Source organism: Halogeometricum limi, assembly GCF_900115785.1.
GTDB classification, from domain to species: Archaea; Halobacteriota; Halobacteria; order Halobacteriales; family Haloferacaceae; genus Halogeometricum; species Halogeometricum limi.
Window position 1 is genome coordinate 86,676 of the sequence record NZ_FOYS01000001.1, and the last position, 20,790, is coordinate 107,465.

Below are 20,790 nucleotides of genomic sequence, written 5' to 3' on the forward strand. Positions count from 1 at the left end.
GGTTTCGGCGGCCGCTACAGGTCCTGTTTCTCGAAGACGTAGTAGCCCACGAGCGTCGGGACGGCTATCCACGCCAGAAGGATGGTCATCATCGCCGCGCCGGAGAAGTACGGCGGGATGCCCTGTTCGAAGACGGGCGCGATGACGAGTTGTTCGCCGACGGTGGAACTGACGAGGCGGGCGCGGGCGGGGCCGTAGTACAACTGCGCGGTCAGCGTCTCGTACGTCCGAAGCGGGTTGAGATACTTCAGGAACAGCCCGATTTGGACGCGCGTGACGTTCTCCAGCGCGCCGACGCCGGCCTCTTCGGCCACGTAGTTGAGGAGCTTCGGGATGCCCTCCGCGATGGGCTTCCAGAGGATGCCGAAGATGAGGAAGAGTCCGAGCGTCGCCAGCGTCGCCTCCCGGTTCGAGTCGGCGACGGCGGAGATGCCGAGGCCGATGGAGACGAACGCGAGGGCCAGAAGCGCCGTCAGCGCCACCATCGGGACGAACGAGCCGTAGCTAACGGCCGTCCCCGTGCCGACGAGGACGACGAACGCGGCTAAAAAGCCCGTGAGGAGGGCGACGACGACGACGGCACCGCGGCCGAGCAGTTTCCCGGCGACGAGGTCCGTCCGAGAGTTCGGCAGCGACAGCGCGAGTTTGATACTGCCAGTCTCGCGTTCCTGCGTTATCGACCCGTAGGAAGTCGAGAGCGCGATGAATCCGAGGACGAGTGCGAGTAGGCCGGGGAACGAGAGGCTGAAGATGCCCAGGTCGACGAAGAATCCGAACAGGTTCGAGGCGTCCTTGAGGTCCTGCGGGAGGAGGAATCCGAACGCCAACAGCGCCGCGCCGCCGACGAAGAGGACGAAGAAGGCCGTCGCGCCGTGGAGCCATCGAGAGCGAACGGCGTCGTCGAACTCCTTACGGGCGACCGCTTGCCACGTCATGCGCGCACCTCCCGTTCGTCGTCGGACTCGCTCGGTTCGCCGCCCCCGGACGGGGCGGAACCGCCGTCGGTCCGGTCCGTCCCGTCGTGACCGGTATACGAGAGGAACAGGTCTTCGAGCGACGCCTCGCGCGTCTCGAAGTTCACCACCTCGACGCCCTGCGACTCCAGTTCGGCGATGACGGCCGTCTTCGCGTCGCCCGAGCAGGAGACGGTGAGTGCGTCCTCGGCCGCCTCGGTCGTGACGCTGTGGACGCCGCCGAGAGCGGTGACCGCGTCGGCGTTCACCGCGTCGACGTCGCCCGCGACGCGGACGTGGAGCGTCGAGTCCGCGTCGGACTTCTCGCGAAGGCTCTCGATGCTGTCGACGGCGACGAGTCGTCCCTCGCGCATGATACCGACGCGGTCACAGACCGCTTCGACCTGTTCGAGGACGTGACTGGAGAAGAACACCGTCGTCCCGCGTGCCGCCTCCTCGGTGACGATGTCGCGCATCTCTTTCGCGCCCGCGGGGTCGAGTCCGCTGGAGGGTTCGTCCAGAATCAGGAGGTCGGGGTCGCCGACGAGGGCCATCGCGAGGGCGAGTCGCTGACGCATCCCCTTCGAGTACCCGCCCGCCTTCCGGTCGGCGGCGTCCGAGAGACCGACGCGGTCGAGGACGGCCTCGACTCGGTCGCCGGCCTCTTCGAGTCCCTTCGAGTCGGCGGCGAACTCGACGTGTTCGCGGCCGGTGAGTCGGTCGTACACGTCGAATCCCTCGGGCAGGACTCCGGTTCGCGCACGGACGCCGACGCTGTCGTCGTGGGCGTCGAGTCCGAGCACCTCTATCGTCCCGTCCGTCGGTCGGACGAAGTCCAGAAGCATGTTGATGGTCGTCGACTTGCCCGCGCCGTTCGGGCCGAGGAAGCCGAACACTTCGCCTTCCTCGACGGTCAACGACACGTCGTCGACGGCGGTGACGTCGTCGGGGTCGACGTCCCTGACCGAATCGACGAACCGCGAGAGTCTCCCACCCTCCTCGAATCGTTTTGTCACGCTGTCGAGTTCGATGGCGGCCATGGGCGTGGGTAGTCTGTTCTCCTGATAAAGTGTTTGGTGCGAGAATCAAGCCTGAGACTCGGCGTACGGCGGTCGCACCGAGAACCTATCAGAGTTCTGCGTCGGGGTCGTAGCGGCCGCGGACGCGTTCGACTTCGGTTCGGTACCGGTCCCGCGTCTCCTCGTCGGTGACGGCTTCGAGAGGCGACCGGTCCACCGTCGCCGCCGCCGTCGTCTCGACACCTCGCCGGCGAGCGAGCGTCGCGGAGTACTGCTTTCGGTGCGTCCACTCGCCGTCCGGCGTCGCGTACACGACGTCTATCATCCCGCGGTCGGTGTACGTCCGTTCGAGCAACCAACGGCGAACGGCGTCCGCGTCGTCGCTCGTACGTCGGCGTCAGACAGGGGACAATCGTAACTACCGCCGTATGTGTCTAGATGTTTGAAATAGAACGTTAGCTCAGAGAAGTATTAACTGCCGTGACGAACGTTGTCGTAATGGGATGGGGAGGGAAGCCATGGATACACTCTACGAGATGCTGTCGGCACAGAAGCGAAGACAGGCCCTTAAGGTCCTCACCAGTACTGACGAACCGCTCGCGCGCGATGAGTTAGCGCGGCAGATCGTCGTCCGTCAACGCCCGAGCCCTCGACGCACGAACACGGTCGATACCACTCAGGTCGAGAAGGTGAGAATCTCGCTCGAACACGTTCATCTCCCGAAACTGGAGTCGGGAGGTGTTGTCGAACGGACGCCGGACAACCGGTACGACGTGACCCCTCTCGGACGCGACCTCGAACGTGCGGCGCGCGCGTTCGAGACGGAGTTCGACCGAGACGCTCAGAGCGGCGCGGACGGGTCCGAGACGACGAGAGTCGATGCCGAGGCCGTCACCGCGCACGAGTTCGACCGCGATACGCGCTGACACTTCATTTTCGACCGCGCCCGTCCGTCTCCGCCGAGAGCCGACGGTGACGGCGCGCCGCGCGTCAACCTCATACCCGTCGGGACGCTAGCTGGCGGAGATGGACGCGACCGACGTTCGCGAACGCGCGACCGACCTTCCGACGAGTCCCGGCGTCTACCAGTTCTTCGAGGGAGACACCGTTCTCTACGTCGGTAAAGCGGTCGACATCCGTGCGCGGGTCCGGTCGTACGCCGACCCGCGCGGCGAACGCATCAGACAGATGGTCGACAGAGCGGAGACCATCGACTTCGCCGTCACGGACACCGAGACGCAGGCCCTCCTCCTCGAAGCGAACCTCATCAAGCGCCACCAACCCCGGTACAACGTCCGTCTCAAAGACGACAAGTCGTACCCGCTCGTCCAACTGACGAACCACGCGGTCCCGCGAATCGACGTGACGCGCGACCCGGACGAAGGGGCGACCGTGTTCGGTCCGTACACGAACAAGGGACGCGTCGAGACGGTGGTGAAAGCCCTCCGCGAGGCGTACGGCGTCCGCGGGTGTTCGGACCACAAGTACGCGAACCGGGACCGGCCCTGTCTGGACTACGAGATGGGCCTCTGTACGGCCCCGTGCACCGGCGAGATTTCGGAGGCGGCGTACCGGGAGGACGTCGAGTCGGTCGTACGGTTCTTCGAGGGCGAGACGGGCGTTCTCGCGGACCCCCTCCGACGTGAGATGGAGGCGGCGGCGCAGGCGGAGAACTTCGAGCGTGCGGCGAACGCGCGCGACAAACTGGCGGCCGTCGAGTCGTTCCACGGGGCGGGCGAGGAAGCGGTCGCCACCCAGTCTGACGAACGCGCCGTCGACGTCCTCGGCGTCGCCATCGAGGGCGACTCGGCCACCGTCGCCCGCCTGCACAGCGAACGCGGCCAACTCGTCGACCGGTCTCGGCACCGACTGGACGCCCCCGAAGGCGGCGAACGGGCCGCCGCCGTCCTCTCGGCGTTCCTCACGCAGTACTACGCCGAGCGTCGCCTGCCGGACGCGGTGCTCCTCTCGGAACGCCCCGACGACGAGGACGTGGTCAAGTGGTTGAGCGTGGAGGGCGTGAGCGTGCGCGTCCCCGGCGCGGGTCGGGAGGCGAAACTTGTCGAGTTGGCGCTGAAGAACGCCCGTCGCGGACCCGTCCGCGGCGACGAACTCGGCGCACTCTCGGACGCACTGGGCATCCCCGGCATCTCCCGCATCGAAGGGTTCGACGTGAGTCACGCGCAGGGGAAAGCCGTCGTCGGCAGCGACGTCTGTTTCGTCGACGGCGACGCGGTGAAGGCGGACTATCGCCGGAAGAAACTGCCCGAGCGAAATGACGACTACGCGAACATGCGGGCGCTGATTCGCTGGCGGGCGGAACGCGCCGTGGAGGGCCGCGACGACAGGCCCGACCCGGACTTGCTCCTCATCGACGGCGGGGACGGCCAACTCGGCGCGGCGATGGACGCTCTCGCCGAAACCGGATGGGACGTGCCCGCCGTCGCCCTCGCGAAGGACCGCGAGGTGGTCATCACGCCCGACGGGGTGTACGACTGGCCTTCGGACGCCCCGCATCTGCACGTCCTCCAACGCGTCCGCGACGAGTCGCACCGCTTCGCCGTGCAATACCACCAGACGCTCCGCGACGACGTGCGGACGGTGTTAGACGACGTGCCGGGCGTCGGCGAAAAGACGAGACGCGCCCTCTTGCGCCGGTTCGGGAGCGTCGAGAACGTCCGCGAAGCGACGGTGGCGGACCTGACGGACGTGCCGGGCGTCGGCGAGAAGACGGCCGCGGAACTCAGACGCCGACTGTCTGGGCAGTAACGCCCGCAGGACAGTCCGTATCCACCGTGTTTAGGCTCGCGCCCACTCTATCGCGTCCTCCGCCGTCTCCGGCGTCTCGACGACGACGTTCGTCTCGCGGAGTCGGCCGCGAAGCGCCACCTGCTTGCCCGGCGGGCCGACGAACGCCACGCGCCGGATGTCGAACTCGTCTATCTGCGAGGCGAGGACGTCGAATCGCTCGAAGAACCACTTGCTGATTCCACCGCCCTCGCTCACGACGAAGACGGCCGAGTGCACTTCCGGTCGCGCGAGGATGGCTTCGACCGTCTCGAAGAACCGTTCGAGGAGGACGCCGCCGCCGACGTCGAACTCGGTGAGGTCGAACAGGGCGACACCGTCGACGACGTCGTAGCGGTACACATCTGCGCTCATACTCGAGACGAACGGGAGAGACGTACCTGACTACGCGGCCGCTACTCGGGCCGTAACGGGCCGTTAACCGGGACGCGTTTACGTGCGAGAGGAGGACACGGTGAGGGGTCGGGGGCCGTCGCGTCACCGCCGTCCCCGCAGTTCTCATCGCACGCGGTTACGGACGGGATAGCCGACGGCCAGAGTTCGTGAACGACCCTTCCTCTTCGCGTCGAAGTCCCTGCAGCGGTACAGCCGCCGGTATCGCCACCCTCGCCGGGACCCGCCACTCGAGCTAAGTGAACCTGTCGAGTGTTCGAACGTATGGTCGGTCCGCTCGTGTTCGGCGTCGCCGCGTCGAGTTCGCTCGTGTTCGGGTCGATAGCCGGTGCCTACTGGGACCCGCCGGAGTGGCTCACCGGGTCGCTCGTCGCGTTCGCCAGCGGTGCGCTCATCGTCGCCCTCGCGTTCGAGTTGTTCGAACACGCCTTCGAGACGGCCGGGTTGGCCGTCGCGAGCGCTGGACTCCTCGCTGGTGGTGCCGTCTTCACCGTCGTCGACCACCTCTTAGACGAAGTGTACGGCACGGACTCCTCGGGTCTCGGACTCCTCGCGAGCGTGACGCTCGATGGCGTCCCCGAGAACCTCGCGCTCGGCGTCGCGCTCATCGGGCAGGCGAGTCCGTTCGCCTTGCTCGCGGCCATCTTCGCGTCGAACTTCCCGGAGGCGCTCAGCGGTGCGAAAGACGTCGCCGACGAGGCGTCGAAACTGTACACCGTCAGTATCTGGGTGGGCGCGGCGGCCCTCCTCGCCGCCGCCGTCGTCGTCGGGAACCGCGTGTTCGCGAGCACCGCCGAGGTTCCGCTGGCCGTCGTCCGGGCGTTCGCCGGTGGGTCGGTCGTCGCGTCGCTCACGACCGAGGTCATGCCGGAGGCGTTCGAGGAGGGGGGCGACTACGTCGGGTTCGCCACCGCCGTGGGGTTCGTCCTCGCGTTCGCACTGAAGTGACGCGTGAGCGTCTACGCGGCCGATAAACGGGGTGTCGAAGAGAGAAGAGACGGGTCGTGTCCGTCTACGCGATTTTGCCGTACTGGTCGCGGAGTTTCTCCGCGGCCTCGTCCATCAGTTCCCGTTCGTAGTCGTCGAGGTCCCACTCGACGACCTCCTCGATGCCGTTCGAGCCGAGTTTGACGGGGACGCCGAACGCGGTGTCCTCGTAGCCGTACTCGCCGTCTAAGACGAGCGACCCGGGGAGTACCTCGCCGGTGTCGTTGAGGATGGCCTCGACCATGTGGGCGACGCCCGTCGCCGGACCCCACTGGGTCGCGCCCTTGCGCGAGATGACGTCCATGGCGGACTCCTGCAGGTCGGAGAGAATCTCTTCGCGTTCGTCGGCGGAGAACTCGGGGTCTCGGCCGTCGACGCGGACCTTCGAGAAGACGGGGACCTGCGCGTCGCCGTGTTCGCCGAGGATGGTCGCCTCGACGTTCTTCACGGGGACGTCGAAGCGCTGGCTGAGAACGTAGCGGAAGCGCGCGGAGTCCAGACGGCCGCCGAAGCCGACGACCTTGTGTCGGTCGCGGTCGCCCGCCTCGTACAGGTGGCGGTTCAGGAGGTCGACCGGGTTCGACGTCGTCACCGAGACGAAGTCGTCGTTGTACTCCGCGAGCGACGACCCGATGTCGGCCATGATGGGCGCGTTGTCGCCCGCGAGGTCGATTCGGGTCTGACCCTCTTTGCGGGGGATACCCGCCGTGATGACGACGACGTCGGACCCCTCGGTGTCCTCGTAGCCGCCCTGATACACCTCAGTGTTGGAGTCGTACGCGATGCCGTGGTTCGTGTCGGCCGCCTGTCCGACCGTCTTGTCCTCCATGTCCGGGATGTCGACGAAGACCAGTTCGTCCACGACGTCCCGAAGCGCGAGATTGTACCCGGCGGCGGCGCCGACCGTCCCGGCCGCTCCGACCACGCTAACTTTCGTCATACCACGTAAACGACGCCGCGGATTCCGATTAAACGCTTCGGAACCGGCCTCTCCCGGGCTGTATCGTCGTACGAAAGGTTCGTCGTTCGTCGAACCAGAAGGGGAGAGCGTCGACGACGTGCGAACGGCTCTCCCGGTGGGTTTTTCGACGCACGGCGCGTTCGTGGCCCATATGAGCGACTTCGACAAAGAAGCGGAGCGACAGCGTCTCCGCGAGAAGTACGAGAAAGACGAGGAGCGTCGCAAGGAGACACAACGGATGAGCGAACTGCTCTTGCAGGGCGCGACGATGACGAACAAGCACTGCAACGACTGCGGAACGCCGATATTCCGCTATCAGGGCACCGAGTTCTGCCCCAACTGTCAGAGCAAGCAGGCCGAAGTCGCCGCGGAGGCGGCCGACGACGCCGCCGCCGGCGTCGTAGAGGGGACGCCGGCTTCGAACGGCGCGGCTTCGACGGCGAGTGCGGGTGCGGAGCCGAACCGCGATGCAGAGGAGACGGCGGCGTCGACAGCGGACGCCGTCGGCGAGTCACGCGTCGAGGCCGACGCAGAGTCGTCGCCCACCCCGTCGACGTCGGCGATGCAGTCCGGGTCGGAGACGCGGGCGGAGTCGACGTCGCCCGAACCGCCGGTCCAGTCGGGGTCGGCCGCGCGTCAGCCTCCCAAGACGGCGTCCGGACGCGCCGTCGGCACGGGTACCGCGCCGGCGGAAACGGGGTCACCGGACGCCTCGGTGCAGGCCGCACGCGAGTCGCTCCTGCAGGCGATTATCGAACACGCGCGCCGGTCGACGGCGGCCGACGAACCTCGGCGGGCGAAAGAGCATCTCGAAGCCGCACACGAGGCGGCCGACGCCCTCGCCGCGCTCGACCGCTGAGCGTCTCTCGGACGCCCAGCTCTTTCTCTCTCGCTCACTACTCGGGGACGAAGATACTCGCACCCGTCGACGGGTCCGACTGCAGTATCCGCGCGCCGGAGTTCGCCGTCGAACTCGCCGTCCGCTTCGACGCGACGCTCCGCGTCGTCAACTTCTCGGACGCCGAGACGGTGGTCCGCGACGAGAGCGTTCCCCTGACCGTCGTCCCGTAGTCGGGCTGTCCGACTCAGGCCGTCTGCGCGGCCACTTCGGCGTACGCCCGCATCCACTCGGCGTCCTCGTAGTACGCGTCGCCGTGGAGCGCACGCTCGCACGTCGGAGGCGTTGGGGCGACACGAACGCGTTCGGCGTCGACGCACACCTCCGTCTCGTGCTGCGGCTCCCCGTAGAACGTCCGCACCACACCCTCCGAGAAATTAGTACTCATGATGTAGTAAATAATTATCTCGAAGCCATATAGACGTTTCGCCGACAGTTGTAACTCGTTACTCTCTTTCGTACGAGAGTGTAAATCGTGGACGAATCGAGGCCGCTATCCGCTACTCGTAGTCGGAACCGACGACTTCGCGGATGCGTTCTGCCGTCACCGATCCGATTCCGGACACGTCTAACAGGTCGTCTTCGCGGGCGGTCATCACCGCTTCGACGGTGCCGAACGCCTCCAAGAGGTTACGGGCGGTGACGGGGCCGATGTCGGCGATGGCGGAGACGACGTACTCCTGTTGCTCGGTGAGCGTCTTCGTGCTCTTGCCGCCGTGGACGCTGACGGAGCGTTCGCGTTCGGTCTGTTCGCGCGTGGCGATGGTGAGGAGGAGTTCCGCCGTGTCCGACTCGTCGCGCGTCTGCAGGACGCTCACGTCGAAGTCGACGGCCAGCGAGGCGAGTGCACCTCGAATCGCGCCGGGGTGGATGTTTCGCTCCTCGTAGAGCCCCTCGCCTTCGAGAATCAGAATCGGTCGCGCGTAGGCGCGCGAGAGGTCGCCTATCTGCTCGAACAGCGAGCGGTCGCCGCCGGTCAGCGTGTCGAGGAAGTCCGAGACGGACTTTCGCTCGACGGCGACGCGGTCCGAGAGAACGTAGTCGCCGACGGCGAGCGTCTCCAGCCTCGTCTCCACGCCGTCGCGCGTCGAGAGGTCCTTCGCGATGTTCGAGTCGAGTTCGCGCTGGTCGACGACGAGTTCGACCACGTCGTCGTCGCGTCCGGCCGTCTCGATGGTGCCCTCGCGGTCTTCGACGCGGGGTCGGTCGTCGCCGTCGTCTCCGCCGCGCTCGCCGTCCGCGTCGTCGTTCGCACGCGATATCTCCGCGTCCGTCGCGGCGAACGAGTCCAGTCCCGACTGCCCGTTCGCGTCCGTCCCGTTCGCCGCCGAATCGACGCCCGTCTCGGCCGTCGTCTCCGCATTCGCCGTCTCTACGTTCGCCGCATCCGTGCTTCCCGCGCCCGTGGTCGCCGTTTCCGTCGCAGCCTGCTCGCTGCTCGCGAACGCGTCCAGTCCCTTCTGGGAGTCGTCTAACTCCGCCTCCACGTCGTCGGCGACGCCTTTCAGGTCCCGGAGTTCTGACTCCATCTCCTTCTCGCGGCGGCGCGATATCCAGAAGTACGCCTCGTCGCGCGTGTTCTCGGCCATCAGGACGACGACGCGTCCCTCCGCCTGTCGCCCGGTCCGTCCCTTCCGCTGGATGGAGCGAATCGCCGTCGGGACGGGTTCGAAGAAGAGCACGAGGTCGACTTCCGGCACGTCCAGTCCCTCTTCTGCGACGGAGGTGGAGACGAGCACCTCGAACTCGCCGTTTCTGAACTCGTCTAACGTCTCCTGCTGTTCTTTCTGCGTCATCCCGTCGGAGCCCTCTCTGTCGCCCTGCCCGACGAACCGCCGGACGTCAAACGACGCCGAGAGGAACTCGGTGAGCGCTTCGGCGGTGTCTCTGGACTCGGTGAAGACGATGACTCGCTGGCCGCCCTCGATACCGAGCGTCTGCGCGAGGAGGATGCGCGTGCGGGAGAACTTCGGGTGGAGGCCGTCGAACGACTCGGCTTTCCGCATCGCCTCCCGGACCTTCGGTTCGGCGACGAGTCGCTGACTCGCCTTCGACGCGCCCGAAGAGCGTGCGGCGTTTCGCTGTCGCTCGAAGTAGCGGCGAACGGACTCCACCGACTGCGTCTCGACGAGTTCGACCGCTCGGCGGAGTTTCATCACCTCCGCGTGCGTCGACATCCCCTTGTACCCCTCCGACTGGTCGTTGTTCATCAGCTTCTGCAACTCCGCGCGCATCCCGTTCAACTGCTTCTGGGAGACGTCCGGACTCGTCGTGTTCGTCACGCCGAGCGACTTCAGTTTCTCCAGTCGGTCCTTGATGACCTCGTTGACCGCGTCGCGTATCTCTAAAATCTCGTCGGGCAGTTGGATGCGCTCCCACTCGACGTCGGTGTCGTAGGTGTACTCGTCGACGTCGGCGTCTTCTTCGGTCATCACTTCGACTTCCAGCATGCCGAGGTTCTCACAGACTTCGAGGATGGACTCCTTGTCGCCGCCGGGCGAGGCGCTCATCCCGGTGACGAGTGGGTGCTCGGCGTCCGCGTGGTAGCGTTCGGCGATGTAGACGTAGGCGTAGTCGCCGGTACCGCGGTGACACTCGTCGAACGTGAGATGCGTCACGTCGCGAAGCGAGACGCGATTGCCGATGAGGTCGTTCTCCACGACTTGCGGCGTCGCGATGACTATCTTCGCGTCCTCCCACAGTTCCGCTCTGTCGTCCGGGCGGACGTCGCCCGTGAAGACGACGACGTCGTCGTCGGGTATCTGGAGGGCCTCGCGGTAGAAGTCGGCGTGTTGTTGTACGAGCGGTTTCGTCGGGGCCAGGAACAGCGCTTTCCCACCGACCTCGTGGAGTCTGTCTGCCGTGACGAGGAGACTCACCGTCGTCTTGCCCAGACCCGTCGGGAGGCAGACGAGCGTGTGCGCCTCGCGGGCCGCGCCCGCGAGTCGAATCTGGTACAGTCGTCGTTCGATGAACGACGGACTCAGGAGTGGGTGGTCGACGTGCGCGGGGTCGTCGGCGGCCGCCATCGGCGCAGACTTCGTCGCGACTCGGGTTAAGCGTTGGCGAACCGCGGCGAAAGTGAAGCCGGGAGCCTCGACGCTACTGCGACCGCTCGGCGTCCGCCCACGGACCGGACGTCGCGTCGTGTTCGTCGTCGTCGACCGCGTCCGGAACGGAGCCGCCGACGAGGTCGGCCCACTCCGCGAGGCGGGTTCCGTGGCTGTTCCGCGTCGTACTGTTTCTCACAGCCGACTACCTTCTCGCGCGAATACATAACGATTGTCCCGGTTCCAGTCGGGCGGCGAACGACCGCGGGCGTCTCGAACCCGATTGGAGAGGAGGGACTCAGTCGTCCGCAGTGTCGGTGCGGTCGGTCGCGTCGTCGGACTCCCACCGGAGGAGGACCGCCCACTCCTCGCTGTCGTCGTCGGTGTCGGAGAACTCGATGACGTCGACCGCGTCGTTCGCCGGACCCGGGCCGACGGGCGCGTCCCTGTCGGTGCCGCGGGAGTCGCTGGCGACGCGCGAGCGGAGTCGGTCGAGGTACCGCGCTCGTTCCTCCCCCGTGAGCGTCTCCTGTCGGCGCACGTTCCCACCTTTCGAGATGGCCTCGGCGCGAGCGAGCGTCTCGGTGGCGTAGCCGCCGACGACGGCGTTGATGAGCGCACCGACGAGAATCACCAGTCCCGAGAAGTACAGCCACGTGACGACGAGGATGACGCCGCCGAAGACGCCCGTCGAACTCCCGCCCTTCATCGAGAGGTACAGTTGGAAAGCGACCTGCAGGACGCCCCACCCGACGGCGGCGAAGACGATGCCGGGGAGCACCTCCCGCCACGACAGGTCCTCGTCGGGGAAGAGGTAGTAGATGGGGAAGAACGCGAGCACCAGGCCGACGGCGAGGGCGGCCGGTATCGCGACGCCGACGTACGGGACGACGCCCGAGAAGACGGCGAACGCTCCGCTCACCGCGGCCGTCGCCAGTCCCGCGAGGATGAGCGCGAAGAGGACGATGGCTCCGTCTTGGAGTTGGTCGACGAACGACTCCTCACCCGTCGACTCGTAAATCTCCGAGAAGGCCGTGTCGAGGCCGCGAAACACCTTCAGCGCCCCCCAGAGGAGGACGGCGAGGCTGGCTATCGAGGCACCGGTCCGGACCGACTCGCTCTGGAAGATACTACTGACGACGTTCGCGATGGGCGTCGGGAACGACTGCTGTAAGAGTCCGAGGACCCGTGCTTCGAGGCCGCCGCCGACGAACGAGACGGCTAACAAGAGCAAGAGCAACAGCGGTGCCAACGAGACGAACGCGTTGTACGCGATACCCGCCGCCATGAGCGTGACGTTCTTCCGAGAGAACTCGGAGACGACGCGACTGGCGGTTCGTTTCGTGCCGGAGAGCGTGACCATGTAGTGGGAGTCCCGAGGGAGGGTTAAGGAAGTCGTGGCCGTTTGCGCCGCTCACGGCTCACAAACCGTATTTTCGAGAGAAACTCCACGAAACTAACCCGTCGCGGCGGGCGCTCCGGTTCAGACGACCTGTTCGCCGTCGTCGTCGTACAGTTCGATGGCGTCGACGGGACAGACCCGCGCGGCGAACTCCGCGTCGAACTCGTCGTCTTCGGGCACCTCTACCTCGAAGATGCCGTCTTCGACCTCCTCGGCGCCCGCGAGGTCGGCCTTCCCGTCGTCTAAGTTCTTCTCGAAGGTGTCCCACTCGTCGACGCACTGGAACATCCCGATGCAGGTGTCGCGGTCGTAGCGAATCTTCATGCGTCGTGTTGGCCGAGGGCGTACATATCGGTGGCGACGCGGGGGCGTCACTGGGGCGGCTTGGCGACGAGTTTCTCCGCGGACCGCAGCACCAGTCGTTCGGTGAACCCCGCGAGGAACGCGGCGACGACGACCACCGAGGCAGCCACGCCCGACTCGTCGATGAGGTCCGGGTTCAGGACGACCTCCGAGAGTCCGGACGCGAGAAGCACGGCGGCGATGACGCCGGCCGTCGAACCGACGACGAGGCGCATCGAGAGTATCTCGACGTTCAAGAACGGGTTGGTCAGTTCCGAATCGGTCGCCGTCCCGGCCGAGATGTCACGGAGCGCGAACAGGCTACTCGTGACCGCACCGAGGAAGCCGAACAGACCGACGATGGCGAGCGAGAGCGCCGGCGAGGCGCCTCCGACGGACGGAACGACGCCCGTGAGCGCGCCCGAATCGGCGAGGAGGAACGCGACTCCGAGCGCGACGGCACCGAACACCGACCCGGCGCGCATCAGTCGCTTGACGGCGAACTGCTTCTGCTGTTCGCTCAGGAGGTAGTCGTGGATTCGCGCCGTCGCGACGCGGAGGTCCGTCGGCGTGAGGTCCGTCCGAACTGCGGACGCCTCGCCCTCCGTCGGCGTGGTCGTCAGGAGCCGCCTCAGATGAGAGGCGCGCGCCGCGGGGAGGCTCTCGTCCGCCCAGTCGAGCGTCCGTTCGGCCATCGCGGTCAGATAGTCGTTCTGAGGCGTGGGGGAATCCCGACGGCGGAGTTTCGGGAGGACCGTCGAGAGACGCGCCGGAAGTCGCGGCAGTGCACCGCCGTCCGTCCGGTACGGCGTTCGCAACGCACCGGCTCGCGACTCGAACTCTCGTATCGCGTACTCGATGGTAATCGTCTCGCGCTTCGCGGCTTGGTAGTGGAACACGTAGGCCTCGTACAGTCGCTCGGCGATGGCTTCGTCCGCCACGGTGAGCCGAGCGTTCGCCTCTGCAAGCGCGACGCGAGCCTGTTCGACGTCGAAGCGGAGTTTCGGGTCCTCGTAGTACACCGTCGAGAAGGGGACGTTCGTGGTGAGTTCGTCGAGGTGCCGTTCGAAGGCGTCGAGCGTCGTTCGGTAGCCCTCGACGGCGAGTTCGTACTGTCGCTGCGTTCCGGACGGGTACGACCCGAACAGCGCGAGTGCGACGACGACACCCAACGCGAGGGCGACGACGACGGCACCGCGTCCGAGCGTCGGGTCAAGCGTCGCCTCGAACACGGCGAACAGACCGCCGAGGAGAATCGCGACGAACAGCCCGTATCTGACCGTTCGTTCGACGCGTCGGTACGACGTCTCTTCGAGTGCGGTCGGTCGAACCAACGGGTAGGCGTAGACGGCACCGACGCCGACGGCGAACAAAAGCGCGACGAGCATCCACACCGAGAGCGCCCAGATGTCGGCCGTCGCAGGCTGCTGCAGCCACGCCGTTATGTCGGGCGCGAGTCGAAGTGCGACGAGGAACGTCCCCGCGATTCCGAACGTGACGCCCGACAACGCCAAGAAGTAGATCAGTCGTGCCCGATGGATTGGCCCCTTCGCCTCCTCCCCGTCGTCGCTCTCGTCGTCCGAACCCGACCCCCAGTCGACGACCCCTTTCCACTGCTGTTGAACCTGTGTTGCGAGAGACACCCTCGTCACCTCCGACGCGGACTCACACGGAGCGCCCGAGTCTAGCAGTAACATGGTCCGCAGAGAGCAAATAACTGCGCAGACAGGTCCGAAACGGAGACTGTCCGTAGCGCGTCGTGCACTCGGGCGAGACCCGTGACGGCGCGGTCCGACCATTTAAACCGGGTGACGGCTTACTCCGGCGCAATGAGACCGGAGGACGTGCCGGGCCTGCCGGAGGGGGTGCCCGAGCAGTTGCAGTCGGAGGGTATCGAGGAGTTGTACCCGCCGCAGGCCGAGGCAGTCGAGGCGGGGGTGACGGAGGGCGAGAGCGTCCTCGCCTCCATCCCCACCGCGTCGGGAAAGACGTTCGTCGCGGAGTTGGCGATGCTGTCGAGCGTCCAACGCGGCGGGAAGGCGCTGTACATCGTTCCGCTTCGCGCCCTCGCCTCCGAGAAAAAGGCCGAGTTCGAACGCTGGGAGGCGTTCGGTATCGACGTGGGCGTCTCGACGGGTAACTACGACTCCGACGGCGAGTGGTTGGCGTCGCGAGACATCATCGTCGCCACCTCCGAGAAGGTGGACTCGCTCATCCGAAACAACGCGCCGTGGGTGTCGGACCTCACCTGCGTCGTGAGCGACGAAGTCCACCTCGTGAACGACGCCCACCGCGGCCCGACGCTCGAAGTGACACTCGGGAAGTTGCGGAAGATAAACCCCGGCCTGCAAGTCGTCGCCCTCTCGGCGACGGTTGGCAACGCCGACGAGGTGGCCGAGTGGTTGGACGCCACGCTGGTCGAGTCCGACTGGCGACCCATCGACCTGAAGATGGGCGTCCACTACGGCAACGCCATCTCGTTCGACGACGGGACGCAAAGAGAGGTGCCGGTCGGAAAAGGAGACAGAAAGACGGCCGCACTCGTCGCCGACACCCTCGAAGAGGACGGGTCGTCGCTCGTGTTCGTCAACTCCCGCCGGAACGCCGAAGCGGCGGCGAAGCGGTTGAAAGACGTGACCGCGCGTGCACTGACCGAAGGAGAGAAAAGCGAACTCGCGGAACTCGCACAGGAGATTCGCGACGTGTCGGACACGGAGACGAGCGACACTCTCGCGAACTGCGTGGCGAAGGGCGCGGCGTTTCACCACGCCGGACTCGCCGCCGAACACCGCAGTCTGGTCGAAGACGCGTTCCGCGACCGGTTGGTGAAGGCGGTGTCGGCGACGCCGACGCTCGCGGCGGGCGTGAACACGCCGAGCAGACGGGTCATCGTCCGCGACTGGCGACGCTACGACGGCGAGTTCGGCGGCATGAAACCGCTGGACGTGCTCGAAGTCCACCAGATGATGGGCCGCGCCGGACGGCCCGGACTCGACCCCTACGGCGAAGCTGTGTTGCTGGCGAAAGACTCCGAGACGCGCGACGAACTGTTCGAGCGGTACATCTGGGCCGACGCCGAACCCGTGCGGTCGAAACTCGCGGCCGAACCCGCGCTCAGGACGCACTTGCTCGCCACCGTCGCCTCGGGGTTCGCTCACACCCGCGAGGGCGTCCTCGACTTCCTCGGCCAGACGCTGTACGCGACGCAGACGGACGAACCGGGACGACTCGAACGGGTCACGGACGCCGTCGTCCAGTACCTCGACGTGAACGGCTTCGTCGACGTCGAAGACGGACAGATAACGGCGACGCCCGTCGGCCACACCGTCTCGCGTCTCTACTTGGACCCGATGAGCGCCGCCGAGATACTCGACGGGTTGGAGTGGGCCGCCGACAACCGAGACGAGAACCTCCGCAAACTCGACGGCGTCGCGTCGGCTACGTCGGAACCACAGCAAACGGGCGAGTTCCAACGCGCCAGCGAGATGGTGAGCAACGACGAGGGAACGTACGAGTCGGAGACGACGTACCCCACCGCGCTCGGCCTGTTCCACCTCGTCTCGCGCACGCCGGACATGTACCAACTCTACCTCAAGTCGGGCGACAGAGAGACGTTCACCGAGGAGTGCTACGAACGCGAACCCGAACTGCTCGGGAAGGTCCCCTCCGAGTACGAGGACGTCCGCTTCGAGGAGTGGCTCTCCGCGCTCAAGACCGCCAGACTGCTCGAAGACTGGGCGGGCGAGGTGGACGAGGACCGCATCACCGAACGCTACGGCGTCGGCCCCGGCGACATCAGGGGGAAAGTCGAGACGGCGCAGTGGTTGCTCGGCGCGGCCGAACGACTCGCGGGCGAGTTGGACCTCTCCTCCGTCGTCGCCGTCCGCGAGGCGAAAAAGCGCGTGGAGTACGGCGTCCGCGACGAACTCCTCGACTTGGCGGGCGTCCGCGGCGTCGGGCGAAAGCGCGCCCGCCGCCTGTTCGAGGCCGGAATCGAGACGCGGAGCGACCTCCGCGAGGCGGATAAATCCGTCGTCCTCGCCGCGTTACGAGGACGGCGCAAGACGGCCGAGAACGTCCTCGAAGCGGCCGGCAGACGCGACCCGTCGATGGACGACGTCGACGAGGCAGACGCCGACGTGCCGGCGGCGACGTTCGAACGGGCGAGCGGGCGGCAGAGCCACGGCGGAGACGGCGGTGACGACGGCGACGACCCGCAGGAACAGGCGAGTCTGGGGGACTTCGGATGAGGTTCGTCGAGGGCGTCGCCGACGTCGCGGACGTGGGCGCGTTCGTCGAGCGAGTCGGCGAGATAGCGACGGAGACGGCGACGACGGTGCAGGTGTTCGACGCGCGGTACGTCGTGAGCGAGGCGCACCTCCGACGGGCCGTCGCGTTCGCGGACAGGGCGTTCGAACGCGGCGAGAACGTCGCTCGCGACAGGGGCGTCGAGATACTGCTGTACGCCGCCGGACGCCGGCAGATAGACGACGCGCTGGCGATGGGCGTCGAAGAGGGAGAGACGCCCGTCGTGGTCCTCGTCGACGGCGGAGACGACGCGGACGACGCGGACGAATCGGCCGCCGAACGCCGAGTCTCCGCGTTGCTCGCCGAGGGGGAGACGCTCGGCCGCTACGACGAAGCGACCGTCCGGTCGTTCTTCGACGTCGGCGACGCCGAACTGGCGACGGTCGAGGGTGACCTCGAATCGCTCGTCTGCGAACGCGTCGCGCTGTTGAACGTCGAGAAGTAGCCGCCGAAAACCCCTTCGTTTCGTGTGGAGATTCGAACCTGTGAGTAGCCGTCTAACCCCCTCGTTTCGGGTGGAGAACAGTAGACTGCGCGGTGGTCCGGCGTCCAAACGAAATCGGGCGAACGAGTTCGGACCGAACTGGGGATTACCGAGTAACCGGGGAGGGAACTAAAACGATTCGAATCTCTCGACGGCTACGCCGGAATCGTGAAGAAGAACGTCGACCCCGCTCCCGGTTCGGATTCGGCCCAGATTCGACCGCCGTGGCGTTCGACGATGCTCCGACAGACGGCGAGGCCGATGCCGGTGCCCTCGTACTCGGCGCTCGTGTGGAGTCGCTCGAATATCTGGAAGATGCCGTCCGTCCGGTCGGGGTCCATTCCGATTCCCTCGTCGCGGACGGAGAACACCCACTCGTCGTCTCGGCGGTCCGCGGCGACGTGGACCACGGGCGGGTCGTCGCCGCTGTAGCGGACGGCGTTGCTCACGAGGTTCTGGAGCAGCGTCAGTAACTGCGTCTCGTCGCCCCTGACGGTCGGAAGCGGGTCGGCGGTGACCGTCGCGTCGCTCTCTTCGATGGCCAGTTCGAGGTTCGACACCGTCCGGTCGAACACGAGGTCCATCTCGGTCGGTTCGAGCGGGTTCCCCTGCGTGTCGACGCGCGAGTAGGTCAGGAGGCCGTCTATCATCTCCCGCATCCGGTCCGCGCCGTCGACGGCGTAGTCGACGAACTCCCGCGCGTCCTCGTCGAGTTCGTCCCCGTATCGGCGTTCGAGCAACTGAACGTAACTCGACACCATCCGCAACGGTTCGGTGAGGTCGTGCGAGGCGACGTAGGCGAACCGTTCGAGGCGGTCGTTCGAGCGTTCGAGTTTCTCGACGGTCGCTTCTATCTCCGCCTGCGCGCGTCGGCGTTCGAGGCCGTACCCGACCCACTCTGTCATCAGTTCGGCGAACGTCTGCTCCGCGTCCGTGAACGGGTCGTCTCTGGGCGTCGTATCTGCGAAGCAGAACGTCCCGAACGTCTCGCCGTCGACGACCACCTCCGACCCGAGATAGCAGGAGAGACCGCTTCCGTAGGCGGGGTCGTCCGCGAACCCCTCGGCGACGGCGTCGCGAATCGAAAAACCGCTCGGCGACCCGACCACGTGCTTGCAGTACGTGTCCCTGAGCGGTGCCGAGAGTCCCTCGTGGAACTTCTCGTGCGTGCCGTACATTGCGGCGACGTTGAACGCGTCCGCCTCCTCGTCCACCTCGATGAGAAAGCCGTAGTCGACGCCCAGTCGGTCGCATCCGAGTTGGAGGAACCGGTCGACTTTCTTCTCGAACGTCGACCCCGTGTCCGACGCGATTTCGTACAGTTCGCGGAGGTAGAACTGGCTCTCTTCGAGTTCTCGCTCGGCGCGCTTTCGCTTCGTGATGTCCGAGAGCGCGCCCGTAAAGCGGACCGCCTCGCCGTCCTCGAACTCGACTTCCCCGCGGGCGAGCACCCAGCGAACCGTCTCGTCGGCCGAGACGACGCGGTACTCGTGCTCGAAGGAGCCACCCGACGCCAGCGTGGCGTCTATCTCCCGCTTCGTCTCCCGCCGGTCGTCGGGGTGTATCGACGAGAGGAACGTCTCAAGCGGCATCCCCTCGCGAGCGTCCGCCGGGTCGAGTCCGAACAGGTCGGCGAGCGCCGCGTCCGCGAGCACTTCGTCCTCGGTGACGTTCCAGTCCCACGTCCCGACCGAACCGACGGTCATCGCCACCTCCAGGCGCTCTTTCGTCTCCTGTAACTCCCGTTCGCGCCGTCGACGGTCGGTGACGTCGGTGAGCGCGCCGTTCATCCGAAGCGCCTCGCCGTCCTCGTCGTACTCGACCTCGCCGCGAGACGACACCCACGAGACGTCGCCGCTCCCGTCTCGAACCCGGTACTCGGCCGCGAACTCGCCCGTCTCTTCGACCGCTTCGTCGAGGCTTCGCCACACCTCCTCGCGGTCCGCCTCGTGTACCGGTTCGAAGAACTCCTCGATGTGCGCACCCGAAACCGTCGTCTCGGGGTCCATCCCGTACGCCGCCGCGAGCGACTGGTCCGCGGTCACGACGTCCGTGTCGAACTCCCACGTCCACGTCCCGAGCGACCCGGCCTCTGTCGCGACTTCGAGTCGCTCTTTCGTCTCCCGTAACTCGCGTTCCTGTCGCTTCCGTTCGGAGACGTCGTAGTAGAGTTCCAGACGGCCGCCGGCGTACTCGCCGGACTCGATCGGTTGACTGCGGTACTGGAGGTACCGTTCGGGACGGTTCTCGCTCGACGTGACGTGAATCTCGAACTCCTCGGCCGGGTCGTCCGTTCGGTACACGTCGGCGAGTCCACCCGCGAGTCCGTCCGCGTCGACCACGCGCGCTTCGAGGCGGTCCGTCACGAGTTCCGCCATCTCCCACCCCTCCGGAACGGTTTCGTCGAGTCCGAAGTACGTCTCGACCGTCCGGTTCGCCCACGCCACGTCGCCGGCGTCGTCGAGGACGAAGACGCCGACGTCGGACTCGCCGAACACGTCCTCGGCGAGCGACCGGTAGCGCTCGACCGAGGGTTCGCGTCCGGAGTCCCCCTCCTCAGCGAGTTCGTCGGCCGTGGGGACGTCCCCGGCGACGGCCGAGAGGATGCGACGCGCGAGGAGTTCGACGCCGTCTCCCGGCGGTCGGTGAACGTAGTCGGTCACGCCGGCCGAAAGCGCCTCCGCGGGGAGTCCCGAGACGGCGTCCGCCGAGACGAGAACCGACGGAATCGTCCGGGAGTCGTCGACGACGCGGGAGAGGACGGCCACGCCGTCGTTGCCGTCGTCGTCGCTGTCGTCGTGGCTGTCGTCACTGTCGAGTCGGTACTCGCTGACGACGCAGTCGACGTTCGCACCGTCGTCGAGTTCGTCGAGTACGTCCGCCGCGTTCGTCGTCGACACCGTAAACCGGGAGTCTGCTCGGAGCGCCGTCGTCGCGTCGGTGTCGTCGCCGTCGGCGGTGACGAACAGGACGCGAGTCGTGTCGCGTTCCCGTCTCTGTCGGGCGGACCGGTTCGCCCGGTCCGGCGTCCGCGCCGCGTCCCGTTCGCGAGTCATAGGTGTACGCGTCGCCCGAGGCTGAAAATCTCTGCGGCGAGCGTCGCGTCCGTCTCCGAGAACGGTTCCCGTGATTCTCCGTCCCGAGCGGCGACAGATACTTTTCCACCCGTCGGTCATAGCCGGTCA

19 protein-coding genes are annotated in these 20,790 nt (G+C 66.6%); 7 read left to right on the top strand and 12 right to left on the bottom strand.

All coding sequences use genetic code 11. The features are described from left to right. Positions 1 to 14 precede the first annotated feature (14 nt). The 3 genes from BM282_RS00430 to BM282_RS00440 all read right to left on the bottom strand — a co-directional run bounded on the left by BM282_RS00430 (position 15) and on the right by BM282_RS00440 (position 2,297). Positions 15 to 935, bottom strand: coding sequence for an ABC transporter permease (locus BM282_RS00430; protein ID WP_089875716.1), 921 nt, complete (start codon positions 933 to 935; stop codon positions 15 to 17). Further along, a complete protein-coding gene (locus tag BM282_RS00435; RefSeq protein ID WP_089875718.1) occupies positions 932 to 1,993 on the bottom strand; it encodes an ABC transporter ATP-binding protein in 1,062 nt (353 codons plus the stop codon). Before BM282_RS00435 ends, BM282_RS00430 begins: the two co-directional genes overlap by 4 nt. Positions 1,994 to 2,081: 88 nt before the next feature. After that, complete coding sequence (locus tag BM282_RS00440; RefSeq protein WP_245758257.1) at positions 2,082 to 2,297, bottom strand: hypothetical protein; 216 nt, start codon at positions 2,295 to 2,297, stop codon at positions 2,082 to 2,084. Between the two features lie 193 nt (positions 2,298 to 2,490). Here BM282_RS00440 and BM282_RS00445 point away from each other — a divergent pair, with 193 nt between their 5' ends. Together BM282_RS00445 and BM282_RS00450 are read left to right on the top strand one after the other, a co-directional pair. Beyond that, the gene (locus BM282_RS00445) at positions 2,491 to 2,898 is read left to right on the top strand and encodes a DUF7344 domain-containing protein (protein ID WP_089875722.1); all 408 of its coding nucleotides are present in this window, start codon (positions 2,491 to 2,493) and stop codon (positions 2,896 to 2,898) included. A 100-nt stretch (positions 2,899 to 2,998) separates the two neighbouring features. After that, entirely contained in the window at positions 2,999 to 4,741 is a 1,743-nt protein-coding gene (locus BM282_RS00450) for an excinuclease ABC subunit C (protein WP_089875724.1), read from the top strand. Between the two features lie 30 nt (positions 4,742 to 4,771). Here BM282_RS00450 and BM282_RS00455 read toward each other — a convergent pair whose 3' ends face one another. Then, complete coding sequence (locus BM282_RS00455; protein WP_089875726.1) at positions 4,772 to 5,134, bottom strand: hypothetical protein; 363 nt, start codon at positions 5,132 to 5,134, stop codon at positions 4,772 to 4,774. A gap of 303 nt (positions 5,135 to 5,437) precedes the next feature. Between BM282_RS00455 and BM282_RS00460 the strand changes: the two genes are divergently transcribed. Further along, positions 5,438 to 6,121 (top strand): ZIP family metal transporter, encoded by a 684-nt coding sequence (locus tag BM282_RS00460; RefSeq protein ID WP_089875728.1) that lies wholly within the window; start codon positions 5,438 to 5,440, stop codon positions 6,119 to 6,121. Positions 6,122 to 6,185: 64 nt separating this feature from the next. Here BM282_RS00460 and mdh read toward each other — a convergent pair whose 3' ends face one another. Further along, a complete protein-coding gene (gene mdh / locus BM282_RS00465) occupies positions 6,186 to 7,100 on the bottom strand; it encodes a malate dehydrogenase (protein ID WP_089875729.1) in 915 nt (304 codons plus the stop codon). 172 nt (positions 7,101 to 7,272) lie between these two features. Here mdh and BM282_RS00470 point away from each other — a divergent pair, with 172 nt between their 5' ends. After that, positions 7,273 to 7,980, top strand: a complete 708-nt coding sequence (locus tag BM282_RS00470; protein WP_089875731.1) for an Sjogren's syndrome/scleroderma autoantigen 1 family protein — start codon at positions 7,273 to 7,275, stop codon at positions 7,978 to 7,980. An 86-nt stretch (positions 7,981 to 8,066) separates the two neighbouring features. After that, positions 8,067 to 8,192, top strand: a complete 126-nt coding sequence (locus tag BM282_RS00475; RefSeq protein WP_245758299.1) for a hypothetical protein — start codon at positions 8,067 to 8,069, stop codon at positions 8,190 to 8,192. Between the two features lie 14 nt (positions 8,193 to 8,206). Here BM282_RS00475 and BM282_RS18065 read toward each other — a convergent pair whose 3' ends face one another. The 6 genes from BM282_RS18065 to BM282_RS00495 all read right to left on the bottom strand — a co-directional run bounded on the left by BM282_RS18065 (position 8,207) and on the right by BM282_RS00495 (position 14,456). After that, the gene (locus BM282_RS18065) at positions 8,207 to 8,407 is read right to left on the bottom strand and encodes a hypothetical protein (protein ID WP_139229662.1); all 201 of its coding nucleotides are present in this window, start codon (positions 8,405 to 8,407) and stop codon (positions 8,207 to 8,209) included. Between the two features lie 112 nt (positions 8,408 to 8,519). Continuing rightward, positions 8,520 to 11,048, bottom strand: coding sequence for a DEAD/DEAH box helicase (locus tag BM282_RS00480; protein WP_089875733.1), 2,529 nt, complete (start codon positions 11,046 to 11,048; stop codon positions 8,520 to 8,522). 73 nt (positions 11,049 to 11,121) lie between these two features. Then, on the bottom strand, positions 11,122 to 11,268 hold the full coding sequence (locus BM282_RS18320; protein WP_175501322.1) for a hypothetical protein: 147 nt from the start codon (positions 11,266 to 11,268) through the stop codon (positions 11,122 to 11,124). A gap of 99 nt (positions 11,269 to 11,367) precedes the next feature. After that, the gene (locus BM282_RS00485) at positions 11,368 to 12,432 is read right to left on the bottom strand and encodes a YihY/virulence factor BrkB family protein (RefSeq protein WP_089875734.1); all 1,065 of its coding nucleotides are present in this window, start codon (positions 12,430 to 12,432) and stop codon (positions 11,368 to 11,370) included. A gap of 120 nt (positions 12,433 to 12,552) precedes the next feature. Beyond that, entirely contained in the window at positions 12,553 to 12,795 is a 243-nt protein-coding gene (locus BM282_RS00490) for a ferredoxin (RefSeq protein ID WP_089875737.1), read from the bottom strand. Between the two features lie 47 nt (positions 12,796 to 12,842). Further along, positions 12,843 to 14,456 carry a hypothetical protein gene (locus tag BM282_RS00495; RefSeq protein ID WP_139229663.1) on the bottom strand — a complete coding sequence of 538 codons (1,614 nt, stop codon included), beginning with the start codon at positions 14,454 to 14,456 and terminating at the stop codon, positions 12,843 to 12,845. Positions 14,457 to 14,642: 186 nt separating this feature from the next. Between BM282_RS00495 and BM282_RS00500 the strand changes: the two genes are divergently transcribed. Together BM282_RS00500 and cgi121 are read left to right on the top strand one after the other, a co-directional pair. Then, entirely contained in the window at positions 14,643 to 17,063 is a 2,421-nt protein-coding gene (locus BM282_RS00500; protein ID WP_089875740.1) for an ATP-dependent DNA helicase, read from the top strand. Beyond that, positions 17,060 to 17,566, top strand: a complete 507-nt coding sequence (gene cgi121 / locus BM282_RS00505) for a KEOPS complex subunit Cgi121 (protein WP_089875742.1) — start codon at positions 17,060 to 17,062, stop codon at positions 17,564 to 17,566. Before BM282_RS00500 ends, cgi121 begins: the two co-directional genes overlap by 4 nt. A gap of 194 nt (positions 17,567 to 17,760) precedes the next feature. Here cgi121 and BM282_RS00510 read toward each other — a convergent pair whose 3' ends face one another. Then, positions 17,761 to 20,661 (bottom strand): PAS domain-containing protein, encoded by a 2,901-nt coding sequence (locus BM282_RS00510; RefSeq protein WP_089875745.1) that lies wholly within the window; start codon positions 20,659 to 20,661, stop codon positions 17,761 to 17,763. Positions 20,662 to 20,790 lie beyond the last annotated feature (129 nt).